15 protein-coding genes and 1 pseudogene are annotated in these 16,094 nt (G+C 62.7%); 7 read left to right on the top strand and 9 right to left on the bottom strand.

Going from position 1 to position 16,094, the window contains the following annotated elements; translation table 11 throughout:
- Window positions 1-323 precede the first annotated feature (323 nt).
- Window positions 324-1,727 carry a MocR-like pyridoxine biosynthesis transcription factor PdxR gene (gene pdxR / locus AC1RMG_RS01055; protein WP_493168018.1) on the bottom strand — a complete coding sequence of 468 codons (1,404 nt, stop codon included), beginning with the start codon at window positions 1,725-1,727 and terminating at the stop codon, window positions 324-326.
- 87 nt (window positions 1,728-1,814) lie between these two features.
- On the opposite strand from pdxR, the gene AC1RMG_RS01050 reads away from it, so the two are divergent.
- From AC1RMG_RS01050 to AC1RMG_RS01040, 3 genes are read left to right on the top strand one after another with little or no spacing between them, the layout of a single operon-like run.
- Window positions 1,815-2,261: a GNAT family N-acetyltransferase gene (locus AC1RMG_RS01050; protein ID WP_493168016.1), complete on the top strand. Its 447-nt coding sequence runs from the start codon at window positions 1,815-1,817 to the stop codon at window positions 2,259-2,261.
- Window positions 2,258-2,878, top strand: coding sequence for an FMN-dependent NADH-azoreductase (locus tag AC1RMG_RS01045; protein WP_103408227.1), 621 nt, complete (start codon window positions 2,258-2,260; stop codon window positions 2,876-2,878). Before AC1RMG_RS01050 ends, AC1RMG_RS01045 begins: the two co-directional genes overlap by 4 nt.
- Before the next feature lie 28 nt (window positions 2,879-2,906).
- Window positions 2,907-3,338, top strand: a complete 432-nt coding sequence (locus AC1RMG_RS01040; RefSeq protein WP_011060488.1) for a carboxymuconolactone decarboxylase family protein — start codon at window positions 2,907-2,909, stop codon at window positions 3,336-3,338.
- Between the two features lie 245 nt (window positions 3,339-3,583).
- Here the strand turns inward: AC1RMG_RS01040 and AC1RMG_RS01035 are convergent, their stop codons facing one another.
- Window positions 3,584-4,129, bottom strand: coding sequence for a hypothetical protein (locus AC1RMG_RS01035; protein ID WP_041774153.1), 546 nt, complete (start codon window positions 4,127-4,129; stop codon window positions 3,584-3,586).
- 273 nt (window positions 4,130-4,402) lie between these two features.
- On the opposite strand from AC1RMG_RS01035, the gene AC1RMG_RS01030 reads away from it, so the two are divergent.
- Window positions 4,403-4,585 carry a type II toxin-antitoxin system HicA family toxin gene (locus AC1RMG_RS01030; protein WP_077935001.1) on the top strand — a complete coding sequence of 61 codons (183 nt, stop codon included), beginning with the start codon at window positions 4,403-4,405 and terminating at the stop codon, window positions 4,583-4,585.
- 38 nt (window positions 4,586-4,623) lie between these two features.
- The gene (locus AC1RMG_RS01025; RefSeq protein ID WP_123473651.1) at window positions 4,624-5,025 is read left to right on the top strand and encodes a type II toxin-antitoxin system HicB family antitoxin; all 402 of its coding nucleotides are present in this window, start codon (window positions 4,624-4,626) and stop codon (window positions 5,023-5,025) included.
- Between the two features lie 180 nt (window positions 5,026-5,205).
- On the opposite strand, the gene AC1RMG_RS01020 is transcribed toward AC1RMG_RS01025, so the two are convergent.
- Both AC1RMG_RS01020 and AC1RMG_RS01015 read right to left on the bottom strand, forming a co-directional pair.
- A complete protein-coding gene (locus AC1RMG_RS01020) occupies window positions 5,206-5,994 on the bottom strand; it encodes a methyl-accepting chemotaxis protein (RefSeq protein WP_370059486.1) in 789 nt (262 codons plus the stop codon).
- Between the two features lie 66 nt (window positions 5,995-6,060).
- Window positions 6,061-6,816 (bottom strand): annotated as a pseudogene (locus AC1RMG_RS01015) (MCP four helix bundle domain-containing protein); the annotation flags it as partial.
- 532 nt (window positions 6,817-7,348) lie between these two features.
- On the opposite strand from AC1RMG_RS01015, the gene AC1RMG_RS01010 reads away from it, so the two are divergent.
- On the top strand, window positions 7,349-7,705 hold the full coding sequence (locus AC1RMG_RS01010; RefSeq protein WP_065363518.1) for a DUF6572 domain-containing protein: 357 nt from the start codon (window positions 7,349-7,351) through the stop codon (window positions 7,703-7,705).
- Between the two features lie 220 nt (window positions 7,706-7,925).
- On the opposite strand, the gene AC1RMG_RS01005 is transcribed toward AC1RMG_RS01010, so the two are convergent.
- The 5 genes from AC1RMG_RS01005 to AC1RMG_RS00985 all read right to left on the bottom strand — a co-directional run bounded on the left by AC1RMG_RS01005 (window position 7,926) and on the right by AC1RMG_RS00985 (window position 14,944).
- Complete coding sequence (locus AC1RMG_RS01005) at window positions 7,926-8,357, bottom strand: hypothetical protein (protein ID WP_041752106.1); 432 nt, start codon at window positions 8,355-8,357, stop codon at window positions 7,926-7,928.
- A gap of 148 nt (window positions 8,358-8,505) precedes the next feature.
- Window positions 8,506-10,854 (bottom strand): penicillin-binding protein 1A, encoded by a 2,349-nt coding sequence (locus AC1RMG_RS01000; RefSeq protein ID WP_493168011.1) that lies wholly within the window; start codon window positions 10,852-10,854, stop codon window positions 8,506-8,508.
- Window positions 10,855-10,927: 73 nt separating this feature from the next.
- The gene (gene mrdA, locus AC1RMG_RS00995; RefSeq protein ID WP_072444777.1) at window positions 10,928-12,838 is read right to left on the bottom strand and encodes a penicillin-binding protein 2; all 1,911 of its coding nucleotides are present in this window, start codon (window positions 12,836-12,838) and stop codon (window positions 10,928-10,930) included.
- Window positions 12,839-12,861: 23 nt separating this feature from the next.
- Window positions 12,862-14,487, bottom strand: a complete 1,626-nt coding sequence (locus AC1RMG_RS00990) for a peptidoglycan D,D-transpeptidase FtsI family protein (protein ID WP_493168009.1) — start codon at window positions 14,485-14,487, stop codon at window positions 12,862-12,864.
- A gap of 154 nt (window positions 14,488-14,641) precedes the next feature.
- The gene (locus AC1RMG_RS00985; RefSeq protein ID WP_041117152.1) at window positions 14,642-14,944 is read right to left on the bottom strand and encodes a peptidoglycan-binding domain-containing protein; all 303 of its coding nucleotides are present in this window, start codon (window positions 14,942-14,944) and stop codon (window positions 14,642-14,644) included.
- A 195-nt stretch (window positions 14,945-15,139) separates the two neighbouring features.
- Here AC1RMG_RS00985 and AC1RMG_RS00980 point away from each other — a divergent pair, with 195 nt between their 5' ends.
- Window positions 15,140-16,051, top strand: a complete 912-nt coding sequence (locus tag AC1RMG_RS00980; protein WP_072444779.1) for a LysR family transcriptional regulator — start codon at window positions 15,140-15,142, stop codon at window positions 16,049-16,051.
- The last annotated feature ends 43 nt before the right edge of the window (window positions 16,052-16,094 follow it).

The raw sequence follows: 16,094 nt of genomic DNA, 5'->3' as shown, positions 1-16,094 counted from the left end.
TCGACAGCGGCTACAGGTTTCGACGGTCAGGGCCATCAGGAAACTGCTTACTTTTGCGCTCTTCAAAAGTGAGTCGCTGTAAGAGCGGAACCCTAAGCAGCCATGACCGCAGCAACGGATATGTCCACAGAACCGTATGCAACCAGGTGAAAAGCATCGGCAGGTTTGGCGAGGACTGCGTCCTCGTGCGCAGCCTCGCTGCACTCGACAGCGGCTACAGGTTTTGGTCTGGCCCTTGAGCCTTCGCCACAGGGGTTGTGGCCTGCCAAATGGCGGGGGCTGCCACAGGGAAGACTCCAGCCTCAGCGGCCGTAGCCCCCTTTTCAGCCAATGGCCCGAGCCAACCGCAGCGCCACACTCGCCGCCTGCTCCGCACTGACCACATTAGTGAACCCCATCACCAACCCCTGCCTAACCCCATCCCCCAGATACCACTGCGACAACGGCTCCACCGCAATCCCCTCCCCCCGCGCCCGCCGGGCAATCTGCACATCGTCCCCCTCCCCCAGCCCAGCCACCACATGCATGCCCCCCGCCTGCGGATCTATCTGCAAACGCCCACCCAACGCCTGGTGCAACGCCTCAACCAACCACTGCCGCCGACGCGCATACAGGCCCCGCATTTTGTTCAGATGCCGGGCAAAGTGCCCCTCGTTGAGAAAGGCCGCGACCGTCGCCTGCTGCAGGTGCGGGCAGTGGTTGTGCAAACGATCCGCCTGGCGGGCGAACGCTGGGGTCTGTTCGGCGGGCACCACCAGGTAGGCCAGGCGCAGTCCTGGAAACAGGACTTTGCTGAAGGTGCCGGTGTAGAGCACGCGGCCTTGCTGGTCGAGGCTCTTGAGGGCCGGCAAGGGCTTGCCCTGGTAGCGGTATTCGCTGTCGTAATCGTCCTCGATGATCCAGCTGCCCTGTCGGTTGGCCCAGTCCAGCAGGGCCAGGCGCCGCGGCAGGGACAGCGACACCCCCAGCGGGCTCTGGTGGGTCGGGGTGACCACGGCAAAGCCGGCCTCCGGGGCGCGGGCGATGCCTTGGGCGACGTCCAGGCCCTGATCGTCCACGGGCACCGGCACCAGTTGCGCACCGGCTTCCAGCAGCGCGCTCCTGGCCATGAAGTAGCCGGGCTCCTCCAGCCAGCAGGTGGCGCCCGGGCGCATCAACGTATGACTGATCAGGTCGAGGCAGGCGCGGTAGCCGGCGCAGACGAAAATCTGCTCCGGGTGGCAGCTGATGCCCCGGGAAATCCCCAGGTAGGAGGCAATGGCTGCCCGCAACGGGGCGTAGCCGCGCGCGTCCGGGTAGACCAGGCCTTCGACGCCCGCCTGGCGCAGTTGCCGGCCCGCCAGGCGGGTCCAGAGCTTGCGCGGAAAGGCATCCAGCGCTGGCAGGCCCATTTGCAGGGCCAGGGGCGAGGTGCCGGCATGGGTGGCCTGGTAGGTCGTGGGGGCCACTGGGGCGCGCTGCGTGGGCGCCGAAACCGGTGCCAGTTGCGGGGTGACAATGGTCCCGGCGGCCCCGCGAGCAGTCAGGTAGCCCTCGCCTATCAGCAGCTGGTAGGCCGCTTCCACGGTGCCCCGCGCCAGGTTGAGTTCCGCCGCCAAGGCGCGAACCGCCGGCACTCGGTCCCCCGGACGCAGGCGGCCATCGGCGATAGACTCGCGAAACCGCTGGTAAAGCTGGCGATAGATCGGCGCCGTCTGGCTGCGGTCCAATTCGAAAGGAAGGATCATGGCCTAGTCATTTATGCATTTTTTGGCCCTGTAGCTTAAGCCATTGACCTTCTAAAGTGGGTCATCTCTTTTCAGCGGATGACGGACATGCCCTACACCCTTCAACACCTCGAAAGCGAAGCGGCCCTGGCGGCCAGTTTCGACTTGATGCGTGTCTTGCGCCCCCACCTCACCAGCCCGGCGGCCTATGTCGCCCAAGTAGCCCGGCAGGCCGAACAGGGCTACCGCTTGCTTGCCGTGTGGGACGCTGAGCGCATCGTCGGCCTGGCGGGCTACCGCGAGCTGGAAAACCTGCTCTACGGGCGCTTCATCTACGTCGATGACCTGGTCGTGAGCCCGGAGCTTCAGCGCAGCGGCTTGGGTGCGCGGCTGTTGAGCGCCGTGCGGGAGGAGGCCGTGCAGCGTCAATGCGATCACCTGGTGCTGGATACCGGCCTGCATATGCCCCTGGCCCAGCGTTTCTATTTCCGTCAGGGGCTGCTGGCCCGTGGCATGCATTTCACTCAACGACTTCAAGGTGGGGAGCCGGCATGAACAACCTTCTACTGATCAACGCCAGCCCCCGTGGCCAGGTTTCCCATGGCAACCAGTTGGCACTGGAACTGGTGAGCTCCCTGCGCCAACGCTATCCGCACCTGGAACTGGTCGAGCGCGATCTGGGGGCCAATCCGTTGCCACCCCTGGGCATGGACTACGCCCACGCCCTGACCACCCCCACACCCTTCGACGCGCCACTGTTCGAGGTGTCCGAAGGGCTGATCGGCGAGTTGGAGCGCAGCGATGCCCTGCTCATTGCCACGCCCATGCACAACTTCACCCTGCCGGCGGCGCTCAAGCTGTGGATCGACTACGTGCTGCGCATTCACCGGACCTTCAGTTCCGGCCCGGAAGGCAAGGTCGGCCTGCTCAAGGACCGCCCGGTGCATGTGCTGGTCAGTTCCGGCGGCTTTCACCAGGGCGAACGGGCACGCCAACCGGATTTTCTGACGCCTTACCTGCGCCAGGTGCTGAACACCCTCGGCCTGTTCGACCTGCAGTTCACTTATCTGCAAGGGTTGGTGTTCGGTGACGAGGCCGTGCGTGCAACCCTCGACGAGGCCCGCAGCGCACTGTCCTTGCAGCCCCTGTTCAACCCTCTCGTTTGTGCCTGATCACTTTTTTCCCTATCGGAGTTTCACCATGAGCCAACTCAGACTGCCCTTTGCCACCCTGTCGCCAGCCGCCTATCAAGGCCTGCTCGCCACCAACACCGCCCTGGTCGCAAGCCCCCTGGGCTTGCCCCTGGTGGAACTGGTGTTTTTGCGCGTGTCGCAGATCAACGGCTGCTCGTTCTGCCTGGGCAAGCACTCACAGACCCTGCGCGAGTGTGGGGTGGCGCAAGACAAGCTGGATTGCCTGGCCGGCTGGCGCGTCAGCGAACTGTTCAGCGAACGCGAGCGCGCCGCGCTGGCCTGGACCGAAACCCTCACCTACGTCCACGACAAGGGCGCGCCGGACGAGCTGTACGAACCGCTGAAAGCGCACTTTAGCGACGTTGAAATTTCCGACCTGACCTTGGCCGTGTCCTTGATGAATGCCTTCAACCGGCTGGCGGTGGGCATGAAGCTCTGAGAGCGAAGCCATTGTTGGCGGTGTTGGCTGTGGATCTTCCTGCCCCTGCGCACAGGAGGGTCGAAGGCAGGCATTGAGCCGTGGCCAACCCGACAGGATGCCGGGTTGGCCGCCACCCGCTCCCAGGTGCACGCGGTAAGAAGGTGGATCCGCGTCTTCGTTGGCGAGCTTCGCTGGCAAGCCAGCTCCTACAGGGGAAGCGATATCAGGTCGGTTCGGGGTCGCCGTTTTGCCCCCCCCCTGCTCTATGCGAGAAAAGCTCCGCTGGCGCCGGCATCGGCCAATGCAAACAGCAGTGCTTCCAGCGCTTCTTCGGACGCCGAGCCGAGGTCAATCTTGACCCTGTACCCCTCCTCCGTGGCCTCCGGGTCCGACACAAAGTGCAGCACCCCTTGCAGCCCTTCTTCGGTTGGCGAATTCTCGTCTTCGCCATCGAACCACTCAAAGAACCACACCCGAATAACCTCAGAGGCCTGTTCCAGGCTCAAGCCCCGCACCTCCAGGGGCAACCAGTCCCAGCCAAAGGGCGAGATCACCACCGCCATCTGCTCGATCGCAAAGCGCACAGGCTCAAAGCCCAGCTCGGTTTCGGAATCGACCTGCACCGGCTCCCCGCTCTCGGCCGCAATCACATCCACCCGGCAAGGCGTGCCCATGGCCCCTTCAACCGCCAGCGAACCATCGCTGTTGCGGTAAGCGGGCTCGACATGCGCCGCCCCTTCTGCGGCGATACGCGCCAGGGTTTCGACATAGGGTTTACGAATGGCGGCAAGCAGTTCGCTGACGGTCATGGGTCTGATGACTTCCTTGGCAAGGGGCCGTCGAGGGTTCTGTCTTCGACGGGAGGGTGATGGGTGGCTGAAAGGCCGGCGCAATAGTGCAATGGGCGGCCGTGCAACGTCCATGAAAAGCCGATGGGGCTTTTATGTCACCTGCGACAAGCCCATCACACCGGCCCCTGCTCAACGACACCCCTTGATACATAACTCCAGACACACAATTCAACCTGGGCTATCATGCGCCTGGAGTTATAAAGCACCTCTCACCCCGACAAGGAGATGGAGGTGCAAAGCAGACTGTTGATCAAGGAGCTTGAAGCCGCGGGATGGGTGCTGGAGCGAGTCACTGGCAGCCATCATCTGTTCCAGCATCCCTACAGGCCCAACACCGTTCCGGTGCCTCACCCGAAGAAGGATCTGCCACGGGGAACGGTCAGGGCCATCAGGAAACTGGCCGGGCTGCTTTAGCTCCCAGCATTCTTCGCACCTGTTTTGAGGAGAACCCCGTGCAATATCCCATCTGCATCGAGTGGGGCGACGAGCACACCGCCACCGGCATCCAGATTCCCGACATTCCCGGCGCGGTCACCGCCGGTGACACCTTCGAGGCTGCCTACAGCGCCGCCATCGAGATTGCCCACGTCATGCTCGAAGAACGGGCCCGCGCCGGGCAGGCCATTCCCCTGCCCTCTGCCACCGGCAAGCTCCGCACCCACCCTGATTTTGCGGGCATGGGCTGGGGCATGCTGGAGATCGACATCACGCCTTACCTGGGCAAGACCGAGAAGGTCAACGTGACCTTGCCGGGGTATGTGATTCAGCAGATCGACCGCTTTGTCCGCGAGCACAACATCAAGAGCCGGTCGTCCTTTCTGGCCGATGCAGCAATGGAGAAGCTCGGGCGCTAAACACAGATTCAAGCGTGCAACAGAGCGAACGCCAGAACACATTCGGGCAGGCGCACGCTGGCTTGCAAAACACTCGCCGACGCCGCATTGATTCGCTGATTGCACATCATCGTTGGCGAGCTTCGCTGGCAAGCCAGCTCCTACGGAGGAACCAGACCACCGTAGGGCAAAAAACCGCGCTCAAACCTTGAACCGTGCCACCAGCCGGTTCAACTCGATCGCCAGATTGGCCATCTCCCCGCAGGCGCTGGCCGTCTGGCTGGCCCCCGCCGAGCTCTGGATCGACAGCTCGCGAATGCTGGTCAGGTTCTGGTCCGCCTCGCGCGCCACCTGGGCCTGTTCTTCCGAGGCGGTGGCAATCAGCAGGTTGCGTTCGTTGATCTGGGTAATCGCCTGGGCGATCTGCTTGAGGGACAGGTCGGCGTTCTGCGCCACGGAGATCGAGCTGCTGGCCATCTCGGCGCTGACGTTCATGGCGCTCACCGCGTGGGTCGAGTCGGCCTGGATCGCGCTGATCATCTGTTCGATTTCCTGGGTCGACTGCTGGGTGCGGTGGGCCAGGGCCCGCACTTCATCGGCCACCACCGCAAAGCCGCGGCCCTGCTCGCCGGCGCGGGCGGCTTCGATGGCGGCGTTGAGGGCCAGCAGGTTGGTCTGTTCGGCAATGGCGCGAATCACTTCCACCACTTTGCTGATGTCCTGGGCGCGGCTGGACAGCGCCTTGACCTGCTCGCCAGTGCTGGCCACGTTGCCGGCCAGGCCTTCGATGGCCTTGAGGGTCTGGGCCACGTTCTCGATGCCGGAGCGAGTGAACTCCATGGACTCGCGGGACGACTGGGCGGCGGCTTCGGCGTTGCGGGCCACCTCGTCCACCGCGGCGCTCATTTCGGTCACGGCGGTGGCCGCCTGGCTGACTTCGTCGTTCTGGCGCACCAGCCCGCGGCTGGCGTCTTCGGTCACTGCGGTCATTTCTTCCGAGGCCGAGGCCAGTTGGGTGGAGGAATCGGCGATGTGAGCGATGGTTTCCCGCAGGTTGGTCTGCATCTGCGCCAGGGCGGCCAGCAGGCGGCCGGCTTCATCGCGGCCACTGACGCCGATCTCCCGGGACAGGTCGCTGCCGGCAATACGTTCGGCCACGGCCAGGGCGTCGCTGATGGGCGCGGTGATGCTGCGGGTCAGCACCGCCGCCAACACCACGGTGAGCACCACCGTCACCCCCATCAACACCAGCACCAGCGTCAGGCCACTGCTGTAAACCGACGCGGCAGTGATCCCCGCCTGCCTGGCGCCCTCGTCGTTGAAGTCCGAGAGTTTGTCCATCTTCTCCTGCATGGCGTTGGTCATGGGGCTGATGCGGGTGTTGATCAGGGTGATGGCCGCGGCGTTGTCGCCACTGCGCAGCAGCGGCTCCAGCTCGTCCACCAGCTTGAAGTAGGCCTGCACATCGGTCGCTACAGCCTGGTACAGCTCACGCTCCGCCGGCCCGGTGATCAGGGGTTCGTACTGGTTGATGGTGTTCTGCAGGTTGGATCGATAACCGCTCAACGAGGCGATGCGGGTCTGGCGCTGCTGTTCGTCGGTGGTCACGGTGATGCGGATGCTTTCCAGACGCAGGCGCAAGACGCTGCTCTTCATCTTGCCGATCTCGCGGATGCTGGTCATCCAGTTGGTCTCGACATCCTGCTCCGCGTCTCGCAGCTTGCCCATTTGCAGCACGGCGACAATGCCCAGGGCGAACACCACCAGGACAATGAGCGAGAAAAAGGCGGCAGACCTTGGAGCAAGATTCATTGTCCTGACGTTCATTTTTTATCTCTCTAATAGAATGGTCGGTACTTCCCTGCTGTCATTCCACGCTATCGACTGAGTGTCAGAGAGCTGCAAACACCCCGACGACCAGGTTAGCGGCCCACCCGGCACGGCAACGTCGATACTCACTCGGGTCAATCCAGGCCTGTCGGGACGCAGGCCCCACTCGGTCCTCCTGCGCCCATGTCCCCCTTGGCGGGTGAGCATCAGTTAAGTCGAATAACGCGGCCCGCGCCGTCTCGATTTTTCTGGGCAATGGCACCTGGAGCTCGGCATCTATCCAGGGGGGCCTAACAAGCCATAGCAGATGGTGGCGTTTTGTCACTACCGTCGATCAGACCGCTGTTGAAAAGAGCACAACGCCGCTCGATCAGGTTGCGCCTGAACGGGGCAAGCCCCGGCAGCCCATCCTGGCCTCGCCCACGGGCCGGAACCGCGACCACCGATTGCCCACTGAAGAAACCCATCGCTACGGCCTATAATGCCGCCGCCCCCACGTTCTGAAGGATCAGCAATGTCCATCACCAATCCAAAAGTCATCGATATCTGGGCCATCCCCAAATCCGCGCCCGACAGCCTGCTGTTGATCATGGTCGACCCCCTCGAATGGGGTGACGAAGCGGCACACAGCGAACACCTGCTCCTGCTGCAAGAGAAGATCAACACCTACATCACCTTCATCGAAAGTGAAGAGATCTACAGCGAAATTCCCGATGCCTGCGGCAAGCACCTGATTATCCGGGTACTGGGTTTGCACGAACTGCCCGAGCAAGTCGATTGGTTTTTCAAACGCATTACCGAGATCCTCCATGAACGGAGCATCGGCTTCGATTTCGAGCTGAAAGTGAACCAAGAGGCTCCCAGCCTGTAGCTCGCCCCCTGCGCGCTCGCCGATTGAGCCGCGCGCAGGAACACCTTGTGCAGGCAGGATCAGCGCCCGATCAAGCGCAATGAAATCCACATGCGGCTCATGGAAAACGCGTCGAGCACCCCGCCAGCGTGACGGTGGGAGCCAGCAAAACGCATGGGGTCTTGCCTGTCGTCAGGCTGCCGGCCAGGGCACCGAGAGCGAGCCGGGCGCGAATGAACTTCTATTTGAACTCGAAATACTCTCTCATCATTTCAATTGGCTTCATCGGTTCCACATTCAAGAAACCCAACACCTCAAGAAACCACGAGAGGTTATCTCCCAACACGGAAATATCGTCCTCATCATTCGACAGCAGACAAATGGCCAGTCGTGCCTTCAATACCTCCCGGTCCTTGAACCCTCGTATTGCCCCTTGCTCATCGATTTTTGCCCACCAGAGTGCAGCCTGCGCCTTGCAGCGTTCAGCAGGAATCTCCCCGGCAACATAGGCTTTCGCCAGGCGCAGAGGATCCTGCTCGCAGTCGGAGAACTGGATATCCAGTTCCTCCAGAACCTTGATCAGGAAGCCGAGCTGGTGTTTGAGCGCAGCAGAGCTTTGAGTGGCCCGAACAATTGAGCCGATATTGAATTTCTTGAAGTCATCCGGATTCATGCAGCAACCTTGAAACTGAGTAAAGGATCACGACGATGGGGCCCGATCATCATCGGCAACGCGCACATCCTATGGCCAACTATCCATTACGCAACGGTTGTTGGAAAATCGCCGGAGCGGTTCTCGCCATCAGGGCCCGGCCCGGCCACTAGAACAGTTCCTGCATCGTGCGCTGCATGTCCGCAGCGCCGTCGACAGCTGCCCCCTCTCCCGCGCCCACCGGCGGCACGTTGTCACTCCTGAACACCTCCATCGCCGTGCCCGGCGCCTGCGCGCTGGCGGCGCTGCCATCTTCCAGGTTGATCCGGCGGGTCACGATGCCATCCGGCTCCGGCTGGGAGTAAGGCGCCGTTCCCTCGAGCGCCGCCGTCATGAAGTCCATCCAGATCGGCAGCGCGATGGTCACGCCCCATTCGCGCCGCCCCAGGCTCTGCGGCTGGTCGAAACCGGCCCAGACGCTGGTGACGTAGTGGCCGTTGTAACCGGTGAACCAGGAGTCCTTGGCCTCGTTGGTGGTGCCGGTCTTGCCCGCGATGTCCGGGCGCTGCATGGCGGCTGCGGCGCGGCCAGTGCCGCGCTTGACCACGTCCTGCAGCAGGCTGGTGAGCAGGTAGGTGGTGCGGCTGTCGACTATCTGCTCGGCCACCGCCTCGGGGGCTGGCCGCTGTGCAGTGGGGGCCGAACGCGGGCTGGCCTGGAACACGATCTGGCCCTTGGGGTCTTCAATGCGCTCTATGAAGTACGGGCTGATCTTGTAGCCGCCGTTGGCAAAGGCGCTCCAGCCCGCAACCACCTCCATGGGCGTGACCGACGCGGTGCCCAGGGCCAGGGAAAGGTTGTGAGGCAGGTCCTGGGGGTCGAACCCGAAACGGGCGATGTAGTCGATGGTCTTGTCCACCCCCATGGTTTGCAGCAAGCGTATGGAGACCATGTTCCTTGAGCGGTTGAGGGCTTCGCGCAGGCGAATCGGCCCCAGGAAGGTCCGGTTCTCATTCTGCGGGCGCCACACCGGGCCGGAGTAGTCGCCCCCCAGGACGATGGGGGCGTCGTTGACCAGGGTCGCCGGGGTGTAGCCGCTGTCCAGCGCCGCGCAGTAGATGAAGGGCTTGAAGCTCGAACCCGGCTGGCGCCTGGCCTGCAGCACACGGTTGAAGCTGCTTTGTTGAAAATCAAAACCGCCCACCAGCGCCTGGATCGCCCCGTCCTCCGGGGCGATCGACACCAGCGCGCCCTGGGCCCTGGGCACCTGGCTGAAGCTCAGCAGCGGATCGTGCTCGGGGTCGACACGGATCACATCCCCGACCTTGACCACCTCGGCCGGGCGCACCGGCTGGCGCCCCAAGGCGCTGTGGCCCAGATAGGGGCGCGCCCATTTCATGCTGCTCCAGGGCACGGAGTGCTCCTGGCCACGGTCATCCACCACGCTGATGCTTTGCTCGAAAACCTGGGTCACCGCCACCGCCCGCAAGCCGCCATACGCTGGAAAAGCCTTCAGTCGCTCGGGCCACTGGCTGCCGGCCCGGCCTGCGAAATGCCCTTCAGGGCCGCGGTAACCATGGCGCTTGTCATAGACCTTCAAGCCCTTGCGCAGCGCGGAAGTGGCCGACGCCTGCAATGAACCGGGAACCGTGGTCACTACCCGCAGGCCCAGGGTGTAGGCCTCATCGCCAAAACGCCGGAACATTTCCGCCCTGACCATTTCTGCGATGTAGGGAGCATCGATCTCGGGTTCCGGGGCGTGGTAGCTGGCGTCTACCCCTTGCGCCAGGGCTGCTTGATACCTGGCTGTATCGATGCTGCCCAACGCGTGCATGCGCCCCAGAATCCAGTCGCGGCGCTGCTTGGCCCTGGCGGGGTTGTTGATCGGGTTGTAGCGCGATGGCGCCTTGGGCAGCCCGGCAATCATCGCCACCTGAGCCAGGCTCAGCTGCGCCACCGGCTTGCCGTAATAAATTCTGGCGGCTGCCGCGATGCCATAGGCGCGCTTGCCCAGGTAGATCTTGTTGACATACAGGTTGAAGATTTCCTCCTTGCTCAGGCTGCGCTCGATCTGCAGGGCCAGGAGAATTTCGCTGAGCTTGCGTGAAAAGGTCTGCTCGCGGCTCAGGAAGAAGTTCTTCGCCACTTGCATGGTGATGGTGCTGCCGCCGGAGCGAACGTGGCCGCTCTTGAGCAACTCGAACGCCGCCCGCAGCAACCCGGCCGGGTCGACCCCGGGGTGCTGATAGAAGTTGCCGTCCTCGGCGGCCATGAAGGCCGCTCGAAAGTCGGGGGGGATGTCCGCGCTGGCGAGGGGTATGCGCCGCACTTCACCGAACTCGGCAATGAGTTTCCCATCCCGGGTGAAGACCTGCAGGGGCTCTTGCAGATGCACGTCCCTGAGGGCAGCGACATCGGGAAGCCGGGGTTGCAGATACAGGTAGGTGCCGCTTGCGGCCAGCAGCCCCACGCTGACCAGCGCGAGCACACTCCAACCCAGATATTCAATGACTCGCACCCGCTGTTTCCTCGCTTACCGTTTTGAATGTGAACCTGACGGGCCCTGGAGCCCTGGCTGATTTCCTGCGCGCCTAGCTGGCGTTTACCGTCAGGGTGTTTGCGCGCTTGTCGCTGGATACCGGTACGGCGAACTGCGGCTGCAGATGCCCACTGGCATCGAGCAGCCAGGCGTCCATGACTTTCCTCACCACAGGGCCGGCCACCCGGGCCCCGGCCTCGCCGTTCTCGATCATCACCGCCACCACGATGGCCGGCTGTTCGGCCGGGGCGAAGCCGACAAAGAGCGCGTTGTCCCGGTGGCGCTCATGGGTCTTGTTGCGGTTGTAGCGTTCGCCCTGCTTGATCGCCACCACCTGCGCCGTGCCGCTTTTCCCGGCAATGCGGTACTGCGCGCCCCGGGCTGCTGCGCGGCCTACGCCACGGGGGTTGTGCATGACCATCTGCATGCCCTGGATGACCTGATCCCAGGAATGGGCATCCTTGAGCACGATGTTCGGCATGGGCCTGGGGTCGACCGGCGCCTGGCCGCCGACCGCCAGCGCCAGGTGCGGCCGGTGCCAGATCCCCCGATTGGCGATCAGGCTGGTGGCCTGGGCCAGTTGCAGGGGCGTGACCTGCATATAGCCCTGGCCGATGCCCAGAATCAGGGTTTCCCCGGGGAACCAGGGTTGTCGGCGGGTGGCGCGCTTCCATTCAGGGGACGGCATCAATCCCGCTGCCTCTTCGAACATGTCGATCGAAACCTTTTGCCCCAGGCCGAATTCGCTGAGGTAGCTGTGCAGCCTTCTGACCCCCAGCCTGTGGGCCAGGTCATAGAAGTAGGTGTCATTGGAGCGCATGATCGCGTCGTACATGTCCACCCAGCCTTCGCCGCCCCGGTTCCAGTTGCGGTACTTGTGCTTGTAGTTGGGCAGCTCGAAATAACCCCGGTCAAACACCTGGCTGGTGGGGGTGATCACGCCGCTGTCCAGGCCCGCCACCACCACCATGGGCTTGATGGTCGAGCCCGGGGGATAGAGCCCGCGCAACACCCGGTTGAACAGCGGCATGTCATCGGAATCGCGCAAGGCGGCGTAGCCTGGCGCAGAGATGCCCTTGACGAAGGGGTTGGGGTCGAAGCTCGGCCGGCTGACCATTGCCAGCACCTGCCCCGTGGCCGGGTCCAGGGCCACCACCGCGCCCCGCCGGTCCCCCAGCGCTTCCTCGGCGGCACCCTGCAGCCCGGCGTCGAGGGTCAGGACTATGTCCTGCCCGGCAATCGGGTTGTGCCGGCGCAGCACCCGCATCACCCGGCCCTGGGCATTGGTCTCCACTTCTTCAAACCCCATCTGGCCATGCAGGGCGTCTTCGTAGAAACGCTCGATCCCGGTCTTGCCGATCAACTGGCTGCGCAGGTATCGGGCCGGATCGAGGCGCTTGTACTCCTGCTCGTTGATCCGCCCGACATACCCCACCGAGTGGGCAAAATGCTCGCCATGGGGGTACTGCCTGAGAAACTGCGCCTGGACCTCGACACCGGGCAACAGGAACTGATTGACCGCTACCTGCGCGATCTGTTTTTCCGTCAGGTCCAGCATCAGCGTCACGGGCTCGAAGGCTCTTCTTGCGCGGCGCAGTTCCTTCTCGACCCGGCTGCGTTCGGCTTCGGGCAATTGCAGAATCCGCGCCAGATGGCCAAGGACGACACCGACATCCCCGGCGCGTTCACGGGTCAGGGTCAAGTTGAAACTGGCTACGTTATCGGCCAGAACCACGTTATTGCGGTCATAGATAAGCCCCCGTTCTGGCGGGATGAGCCTGATGTGCACGCGGTTCTTTTCCGCAACGGCAACCTGGTACTCATGTTGCGTCACTTGCAGAAAATAAAGCCTGACCACCAGCGCCGCGGTCAGCAGAACCACCAGCACGGCACTTGCCATTATTCGTTTGGTGACGATCGCATCTTCTGTTTGCTGGTGATTGAAGTTACTGATTTGCGGCATGGGCAACTCTTGCTGCATAGGCTTCAAATATCATCGGGAGCCACGTTATTGAGGCGCAGAGTCTGCGACATGATCTTGCTGAACAACGGGGCGGATACCAGCCCGCCAAAAAAGCCGTGGTGCCTGGGGTTGTCCACCACGACCACAATCACGAACCTGGGGTTTGCCGCCGGGGCGAAACCGACAAACATGGCGCGATAGGAGCTGGCCAGATAGCCCTTGGCACCCTGGCTGGTTTTTTTCGCGGTGCCGCTTTTTCCACCCACGTGATAGCCAGGCACCTTGGCCCGATAGATGCCCCTGGGGCCTTCAACCACCTGCACCAGCATGTCTTTCACGGTGTTGGCCACGCTGGCCGGCATCACCTGGACGCCCTTGGGCACGGCAGAAACCCGCAGCAGTGAAGCGGGCACCCGGACACCGCCGTTGACCAGGGTGGCGTAAGCCCTGGCCAGCTGTACCGCGGTAACGGACACCCCATAGCCGTAAGCCAGCGTCGCGGTTTCGGTGGGCCGCCACTCCCGGCGCAGGGGCAGCACCCCGGTCTGTTCACCGGGGAACCCTACGCCCGTCTCCTGGCCCAGCCCCACCCGGTGCAGCAGGTCATGAATCCGCGGTGCGCCGATATCGAAGGCCACCTGGCTGATGGCAACGTTGCTCGAACGCACCAGGATGCCGGTCAGATCCAGAGTTTCGCCCGCGGTCCTGGAAGCATCGCGAATGGTGTATCGGCCGATCTGCAAGGTGCCGGTTGCCACGTGCACCCTGTCCCCCGGCTTCCAGCGCCCGCTTTCCAGCGCGGCGGCCACCGAGAACGGCTTCAGGGTTGAAGCCGGCTCGAATACATCAACCACTGCGCGATTGCGCATCATCGACGGCGTCACCCGAGAGCGATTGTTCGGGTTGTAGCTGGGCTGATTGGCCAAGGCCAGGATCTCGCCGGTGCGCACATCCATGATCACCACGCTGCCGGCATCCGCACCATTGCTGGCAATGCCCTCGCGCAGCTCTCGATCGGCCACGTATTGCAGGCGCAGATCCACAGACAGCGCGAGTGCCTGCCCGGGCCTGGCCAGGCGCGAAACCCCCAGGTCCTCGATCAAGTGGCCACGGCGATCCTTGAGCACCAACTGCTTGCCATCGCGCCCGCGCAGCACACTCTCATAAGCCAGTTCGAGCCCTTCGCTACCGCGGTTGTCGATATCGGTAAAGCCGATGACGTGCGCGATGGAGGCGCCCGCCGGATAAAACCTGCGGGACTCTTGCAGCGTATGAACCCCCGTGACCTTGAGTGCCTGCACCGCCTGCATCATCTGTTCCGCCACCTGGGGAGCAACGCGCCGATGCAGGTAGGCAAACTCTTTCTGCCGGTTGCGCAGGATGATCGAGCTCAACCGGCTCTGTGGCACGTCAAGCGCCTGGGCCAGCGCAGCCCAGTGGCCCTGCTCGCCCATCAGCTCCCGGGGGTTGAGCCAGACCGTGGTCACCGGCGTGCTGACGGATAGAGGCTGCCCATGGCGATCGGTGATCAAGCCTCGGTAGGCCGGGATAGCCACAGAGCGCAGGCTTCGGGCATCGCCCTGCTTGATCAGAAACGCCTTGTCGGCGATCTGCAGTTGAATGATCCGGCCGCACACAATTGCGGCCATCACCCCCACCAGAACAACAGCCAGCCTGAATCGCCACGGATAACCAGACGCTGGGCTATGGGTTAAAGCCATAAGAATAAAACCACTTTCCAGCCACTGACCTTTGATAGCGAAACAATTACGTTTCCCTGTACCGGACCTTCAAGCCACACACTTATTCCGATAACCACAAGGGCGGCCTTATATCCAGCCTTTGCAGGATCTGCGAGTTGATACTGCCGGTTAACGGAAGTTCACAGTCCATCTGGAACAGAAAGATGGCTTCTTCGGTTTTCTCCCCCACCACGCCATCTATTGTTCCCTGATAATAATTTCGCGCCGCCAGGGCCTGCTGCAATCTACCCACAACTTCTTCTCCCAAAGGTGAGCCGATGGCGGTTTCAAACAGGCAAGCAGAAGCCGCAAAGGCCCAGGCAAAGAGCACCATGGCCGCAAGATACTTACAGTGGCGCGCCATACTTCAACCTCTGGTTAAAACCTCTTACCCAACAGCCAAGGCTTATGCCCGCCTATAAAAAAAACCGAACTAACGGGCACTAACCCAGTATTGGAAACATCAACACCGGCTCTGTAATTCAAGCCGTTGATTGTTTTGGCGGGTCATTTTATGGCTGGTACAATATAGATCAACGCTCTATTCAAGCTATCTGATATGAAAACCATTGATATCGAGAACGCCGACCTGAACCTGCTCCGGGTTTTTGCCGCCCTGGTCGAAGAAGGCGGTGCCAGCCGCGCGGCTATCCGGCTGGGCGTCACCCAGCCGGCGGTCAGCGCTTCCCTTGCACGTTTGCGAGAGATCTATAGCGACCCGTTGTTTGAGCGCACAGGGCGCGGCCTGCGCCCGACCATGCGCGCAAGCGAGTTGTACCCCCTGGTCGAAGAAGCCATCAACCGCTGCAGGCTGGCCCTGGCCATGGCCTCCGACGGCCAGCAAGTGCAGGGCCGCACCCTCACCATCGGGCTCTCCGATGACAGTGAAATCGCCCTGGGGCAGAAGATTCTCTCGGTGGTGGAAGAGCGCCTGCCCGGGCTGCGCATCCTCTTCCGGCAAACCCACAGCGGCGTCGTACAAGACATGCTGATGGGCCACAAGATCGATCTCGCCATCTCCGCCGGAGGCTTGTCCTCGCACTTGATCACCCGCATCAGGCTGGGCCGCGGCAACTACCTGGGCATCGCCGATGCCCACAACACCGTCCCGGTGACCGCGGAGGATTACGCTCAGCGCCCGCACCTGCTGGTGTCGTCCGCAGGTTATGTCGGCATTGTCGATGAAGGCCTGAACAACGTCGGCCTGACCCGCACGATCAAGGCCTCGACCTCGCACTTCGCCGCCGTTCCCTTTCTGCTGGTGGGCTCCAAACTGATCACCACCGTGCCCACCCACGCCGCACGCGCAATGGAACGGATCAGTTCGCTGCAAACCTTCCCCTGCCCCGTGCCCATGCCTTCCTACGAACTTGAGATCGGCATGCGCGTGGGCAGCAAACACGACAACGCGTTGCAGATCGTCAAGTCACTGCTGCTGGATTCGATCAAGGAGCATTTCTTTCTGCAATGAAGGGCGAAGGCTTACGAACGTCTCAGAACGGACACTTGCTACA

Source organism: Pseudomonas sp. GW822-FHT04H02, from assembly GCF_058800645.1.
The sequence above is the reverse complement of the archived record's forward strand: the minus strand, read 5'-3'. Positions and strand labels throughout refer to the sequence as shown.

What these genes read in the sequence shown, in the direction of transcription:
- AC1RMG_RS01035 (WP_041774153.1), bottom strand. Translation starts at nt 4,129, where the DNA reads ATGACCGTCAGCGAACTGCTTGCCGCCATTCGTAAACCCTATGTCGAA.
- AC1RMG_RS01045 (WP_103408227.1), top strand. Translation starts at nt 2,258, where the DNA reads ATGAACAACCTTCTACTGATCAACGCCAGCCCCCGTGGCCAGGTTTCC.
- mrdA (WP_072444777.1), bottom strand. Translation starts at nt 12,838, where the DNA reads ATGCCGCAAATCAGTAACTTCAATCACCAGCAAACAGAAGATGCGATC.
- AC1RMG_RS00990 (WP_493168009.1), bottom strand. Translation starts at nt 14,487, where the DNA reads ATGGCCGCAATTGTGTGCGGCCGGATCATTCAACTGCAGATCGCCGAC.
- pdxR (WP_493168018.1), bottom strand. Translation starts at nt 1,727, where the DNA reads ATGATCCTTCCTTTCGAATTGGACCGCAGCCAGACGGCGCCGATCTAT.
- AC1RMG_RS01040 (WP_011060488.1), top strand. Translation starts at nt 2,907, where the DNA reads ATGAGCCAACTCAGACTGCCCTTTGCCACCCTGTCGCCAGCCGCCTAT.
- AC1RMG_RS00985 (WP_041117152.1), bottom strand. Translation starts at nt 14,944, where the DNA reads ATGGCGCGCCACTGTAAGTATCTTGCGGCCATGGTGCTCTTTGCCTGG.
- AC1RMG_RS01020 (WP_370059486.1), bottom strand. Translation starts at nt 5,994, where the DNA reads ATGACCGCAGTGACCGAAGACGCCAGCCGCGGGCTGGTGCGCCAGAAC.
- AC1RMG_RS01005 (WP_041752106.1), bottom strand. Translation starts at nt 8,357, where the DNA reads ATGAATCCGGATGACTTCAAGAAATTCAATATCGGCTCAATTGTTCGG.
- AC1RMG_RS01010 (WP_065363518.1), top strand. Translation starts at nt 7,349, where the DNA reads ATGTCCATCACCAATCCAAAAGTCATCGATATCTGGGCCATCCCCAAA.
- AC1RMG_RS00980 (WP_072444779.1), top strand. Translation starts at nt 15,140, where the DNA reads ATGAAAACCATTGATATCGAGAACGCCGACCTGAACCTGCTCCGGGTT.
- AC1RMG_RS01050 (WP_493168016.1), top strand. Translation starts at nt 1,815, where the DNA reads ATGCCCTACACCCTTCAACACCTCGAAAGCGAAGCGGCCCTGGCGGCC.